Below are 4920 nucleotides of genomic sequence, written 5' to 3' on the forward strand. Positions count from 1 at the left end.
TCGATTTGTCCGTCGCTCAATTCATACAAGTGCTGAAAAATTACCTGGTCATCAACTGAATCTTTATTCCAATTGAGGTAGCACTTCTTCATGTGGTTGGCTATGGCATATTCCAGTCCATCCCGTTTGTCCCCTTTTTCCCAATTGATGGCTACATCGATCATCCGTTTGATATTATTACCATAAAAGCGGTACTTGGGGAAATTCTGAGGGTATTCCAGCGGGTCGGGTCGTTGCTGAAGGACTTCCTTGCTCGTTATGGGAAAGGGAGAATCCACATCCAGTTTAAAATCAGACATGATAAATAGCTGATCCCATAACTTGTGCTGGAAATCCGGCACATCCCTCAAGTGGGGTTGTAAATTCCCCATAACACTGATAATGGCCTTTGCAATGCGGTTACGTTCTTCCCGATCTTCGATGGAAACTGCATAGTCTACCATCTTCTGAAAATGCCTGCCGTACTCCGGGATAATAAGTTGGGGGCGTTCTGTATTGTACTCTAAATTGTTTACTGCATCCAAAATATGTGTGATTTAAAGGGGAAGTAATTCGATAACGGTGGCAAAGTAATAAAATTATAGCTGATTACCGCTTATATCTCAGAGGGAGATAACCCCTTCTATTTTCCCTACTTCCTTGTATTTGTCGATGACGTCATCCGGACTATTAAGATTAACCATGATAGACAAACTGGTGTATTTCCCTTTCCTGGATTGCTTGGATTCAATTACAGCACCCGTATTGTCAAAAATCCGATTGATCCTGTTGATCCGTTCCTGATCCGTAGGAACTATAAACTTGTACAGGTAATCGGCGGGCCAGCTGGTATTCTTTAGCAATTCGTCTTTCAGCCTGCTGTAAAAAGCATCTGCTTTGTCCGGTTCCATTACAATCTTTTTACAAATATAGGGGTTCGACTTCAATTTTAGGGGCATGCTTTGAATGATTACTTTTGTGGTACTAAAAGAGTATAAATTGCCTCCCAAGAAAGTTGTCATAACCGGCGGTCCGGGTACCGGAAAAACAAGTGTCGTTAAATCCTTAAAGGACAAAGGCTTTATCTGTTTTGAAGAGATCATACGGGACCTTACCGCCGCTGCAAAGGAAGTGGAAGTGGAAGAAGATCACAAAACCAATCCCCTGGTTTTTGTGCGTGATCCTTTTGATTTTAACACACGTCTCCTGGAGGGCCGTATGGCACAATACCACAGGGGTAGTGAACACCAGGCCTCTATCGTATTTTATGACCGCGGCATTCCGGACGTACTGGCGTATATGAATTACTTCGGGCAATCATATACGGACAATTTTGAGCGTGCCTGCAGGGAATTGCGCTATGACGAAGTAATTTTATTGCCTCCTTGGAAAGAAATCTACAAAGTAGATGCTGAACGTATGGAAAGTTATGAGGAGGCGGTGGCCATACACGGGCATTTGGAAGGTCTATACCGAGATTTGGGCTACGGTCCGCTAATGGTCCCAAAAGGCACTGTAATGGAACGCACTGAATTTATAATGGACGTATTAAAACTGTACATGTGATTGCAGAGGCCGAGCATATCCTTAAGAAATATTGGGGTTTTGATAGTTTCCGTGGTTCACAGTCCAACATTATTGACGCGGTTCTGAATCAGGAAGATGTCCTGGCCCTCATGCCAACTGGAGGTGGGAAATCCGTGTGTTACCAGGTGCCGGCCCTGCTTTCTGAAGGGATTTGTGTAGTTGTTTCTCCTCTTGTGGCTTTGATTGAGGATCAGGTTCGCGCTTTGAAACAAAAAGGGATAAAGGCTATGGGGCTTACAGGCGCCATGGGCTACCAGGAAGTGGTTACCCTACTGGACAATTGCCTTTATGGAAATTACAAGTTTCTATACCTCTCTCCTGAAAGGCTCCAACAGGATTTGATTCAGGAAAGACTGGGCAACCTGCCTGTTACCCTTATTGCCATTGATGAAGCCCATTGTGTCTCCCATTGGGGGAATGATTTCCGACCTGCATATCTGCAATGTTCCTTACTGCGCGAATTGCATCCCAATACCCCGGTAATAGCCCTTACCGCCACGGCAACAAAACGGGTAAAGGAAGATATTATCCGGCACCTGTGCCTCAGAAATGTAAGGGAATTCAAGGATTCCTTCTTAAGGGAAAATATTGCTTTCGGAGTATTCTGGGAAGAGGACAAACGTTTCCGGCTCCAGCTGCTCTGCTCCCAAACCAACGGAAGTGGAATCGTTTATGTTCGTTCCCGAAGAATGGCGGAGGAGCTTGCCGCCTTCCTCAATAAGAAAAGAATAGCAAGTCATTTTTTCCACGGGGGCATGAGTGCCTCAGAGAAGTCGGACAAACTCCGGGACTGGATGCAAAACAAGGTGCAGTTTATGGTGGCTACCAACGCCTTCGGGATGGGGGTAGATAAGCCCGATGTACGCCTTGTCATCCATTACCAGATCCCAGATAACCTGGAGAATTATTTTCAGGAGGCCGGCCGGGCTGGCAGGGATGGCCAAAAAGCAAGTGCTCTGTTATTGACCAACAAAGCTGATGAATCCCAGGTAGAAAAACAGTTCCTCAGCGTGTTACCCACAACGGCGTACCTCAAAACGGTATACCGTAAATTGAACAATTACTTCCAAATCCCCTATGGCGGTGGGGAACATGAAAGTTACCCCTTTCACTTCGATGCCTTTTGTGAAGCCTATGGTTTCCAATATATGCTAACCCACAACGCCCTGCGTATTCTGGATCAGCAATCCGTTATCAGCCTGTCACAGGAATTCAGCCGGCAAACCACCCTGAAGGTGGTGGCTACAAAAGCGGTGCTCTTCCGTTATATGGAAAAGCACCCTGACCTTGCCGGAACGCTGCAGGCACTCCTCCGCACTTACGGCGGGGTATTTGATTTTGAAACAAGGATCAACCCGGTGCTATTGGGTAAAAAAACAGGACAGACAGAAGAGGAAATCCTGGAAACCCTCAAAAGGTTTGCAACTGATGAACTTATACTACTAAACCTGGAGGATCGCGACTTAAAGATCACCTTCCTCATCCCCAGGGAAGACGATCGTGCCATTAACCGTTTTGCAAAAGAAATAGCGGGCTACCACAGACTTAAGGTGAAAAACGTGGGTAAGATGCTGGATTATCTCAAAAATGATAAGCTGTGCCGAAGTAAACAATTGTTATTATATTTTGGGGAGGAGCTCAGCGAAGATTGCCGGGTTTGCGATGTGTGCTTGAGGAAGTATGAGAAAGAGAAAGCCTTACCGGCATTGCGTGAACGCATTGTAGAGCAGCTCGCGCAATCTGCCAGCAGTTCACGGATGTTGATCAGTACCCTTCCGGATGAAGAGTACCTCATACTTCAAACCCTGAGGGAGCTCCTTGAGGCAGGTAAAATTGCCATTAACAACAAGAATGAATACATGTTGAAGCTATGAGGAAATTAAGGATAGTTTTTATGGGTACCCCTGATTTTGCAGTACCTGTACTCGAAGCGCTACTGGAATCTGGTTATGAGGTCGCCGGAGTAATCACAGCTCCTGACAAGCCGGCGGGCAGGGGCAGGAAGATCCATCAGTCAGCCGTTAAGCGCTATGCTTTAAAGAAAGGACTGACCATCTTACAGCCCACCAATTTGAAAAGTCCTGAATTTCAAAATGAGCTCAAGACGCTGGACGCCAACCTGCAGATCGTTGTCGCCTTCCGTATGCTGCCCAGAGCGGTCTGGGAAATGCCTGAATACGGCACCGTTAACCTACACGCTTCCCTCCTCCCCCAATACCGGGGCGCTGCCCCCATTAACTGGGCGATCATTAACGGAGAAACCGAAACAGGTGTCACGACATTTTACATCAATGAACGCATAGACACCGGTGAAATCATCTTACAGGACAAGACAACTATTGGTCCCGAGGAAAATGCCGGGGCATTACACGACCGCCTCATGCTTCTGGGGGCTGATCTGGTAGTAAGAACGGTTTCCCTGATTGAAAATAATAAGGTGAGTGCCAAGGTACAGCCAGACTCCGGCACCCTGAAGATGGCGCCCAAGATTCACAGGGACACCTGTAAGCTGGACTGGCAACTACCGCTTACCACCATTTATGATAAAATCCGTGGACTTAGCCCATACCCGGCCGCCTGGTGTTATTTGCACAACCCGGAAGATGGTGTGGTCCTCAAGGTCTACAGGGCTGGCAAGAGAAAGGAAAGCCACACACATGAGCCCGGAAGGCTATTTGCCGGTAAAGATTTCCTTGAAGTGGCAGTAAAAGGTGGTTTTGTTTTACTACTCGAAGTACAGCTTTCGGGAAAGAAGCGCATGGGTATAAAAGAGTTCCTGAATGGCTATAAATTACACGAAATGGCCAAACTTGGCTGAGCCCCCGTACTTATTGCCTTTAAAGAGACCCTGTATTTTTTGTCAGTTTATCAACAATGGGGTGAAGTTATTAACAAAAACGCCGATTTCCCCCGAATTTACTTGCGTTAACCGCAAATCCCTATAAATTTGTTTAAGCTTTGAAATATTTAACAACAATTAATTGATTTAAATTATGAACAAAACAGAATTAATTGATGCCATGGCAGCCGATGCTGGTATCACTAAAGCCGCCGCCAAAAAATCCTTGGAGTCTTTTCTGAGCAATGTTGAGAAATCACTGAAAAAAGGAAATCGTGTTTCTCTTGTAGGATTTGGGTCTTGGTCTGTTTCCAGAAGAAACGCCAGAGAAGGAAGAAACCCATCTACTGGTGCAACTATCAAGATAGCCGCCAAAAACGTAGTTAAGTTTAAAGCAGGTTCTGATCTGAGCAACGCTGTAAACTAAGCTGCATATCAACGATATAGCGAAAGCACTTGCCCACAGCAAGTGCTTTTTTTTTGTTTATACCCCATTTTTGTTTTTTACGCGAATT

Annotated in this window: 6 protein-coding genes; 4 read left to right on the forward strand and 2 right to left on the reverse strand. The window is 45.7% G+C overall.

What is annotated here, in order from left to right; translation table 11 throughout:
• Together AC4E7D_RS11635 and AC4E7D_RS11640 are read right to left on the reverse strand one after the other, a co-directional pair.
• On the reverse strand, positions 1-524 hold a 524-nt coding region (locus AC4E7D_RS11635; RefSeq protein WP_490173962.1), incomplete at its 3' end, for a DUF4290 domain-containing protein.
• Positions 525-602: 78 nt separating this feature from the next.
• Entirely contained in the window at positions 603-890 is a 288-nt protein-coding gene (locus AC4E7D_RS11640) for a DUF493 family protein (protein WP_490173963.1), read from the reverse strand.
• Positions 891-978: 88 nt separating this feature from the next.
• On the opposite strand from AC4E7D_RS11640, the gene AC4E7D_RS11645 reads away from it, so the two are divergent.
• The 4 genes from AC4E7D_RS11645 (at position 979) to AC4E7D_RS11660 (ending at position 4832) form a co-directional block, all read left to right on the forward strand.
• Positions 979-1545: an AAA family ATPase gene (locus AC4E7D_RS11645; RefSeq protein WP_490173964.1), complete on the forward strand. Its 567-nt coding sequence runs from the start codon at positions 979-981 to the stop codon at positions 1543-1545.
• Entirely contained in the window at positions 1542-3440 is a 1899-nt protein-coding gene (locus tag AC4E7D_RS11650; RefSeq protein ID WP_490173965.1) for a RecQ family ATP-dependent DNA helicase, read from the forward strand. The genes AC4E7D_RS11645 and AC4E7D_RS11650 overlap by 4 nt, the downstream gene beginning before the upstream one ends.
• Positions 3437-4384 (forward strand): methionyl-tRNA formyltransferase, encoded by a 948-nt coding sequence (gene fmt, locus AC4E7D_RS11655; protein WP_490173966.1) that lies wholly within the window; start codon positions 3437-3439, stop codon positions 4382-4384. Before AC4E7D_RS11650 ends, fmt begins: the two co-directional genes overlap by 4 nt.
• Before the next feature lie 175 nt (positions 4385-4559).
• Positions 4560-4832, forward strand: coding sequence for an HU family DNA-binding protein (locus tag AC4E7D_RS11660; RefSeq protein WP_490173967.1), 273 nt, complete (start codon positions 4560-4562; stop codon positions 4830-4832).
• The last annotated feature ends 88 nt before the right edge of the window (positions 4833-4920 follow it).

Source organism: Lentiprolixibacter sp. (assembly GCF_982873095.1).

What these genes read in the sequence shown, in the direction of transcription:
- AC4E7D_RS11640 (WP_490173963.1), bottom strand. Translation starts at nt 890, where the DNA reads ATGGAACCGGACAAAGCAGATGCTTTTTACAGCAGGCTGAAAGACGAA.
- fmt (WP_490173966.1), top strand. Translation starts at nt 3,437, where the DNA reads ATGAGGAAATTAAGGATAGTTTTTATGGGTACCCCTGATTTTGCAGTA.
- AC4E7D_RS11660 (WP_490173967.1), top strand. Translation starts at nt 4,560, where the DNA reads ATGAACAAAACAGAATTAATTGATGCCATGGCAGCCGATGCTGGTATC.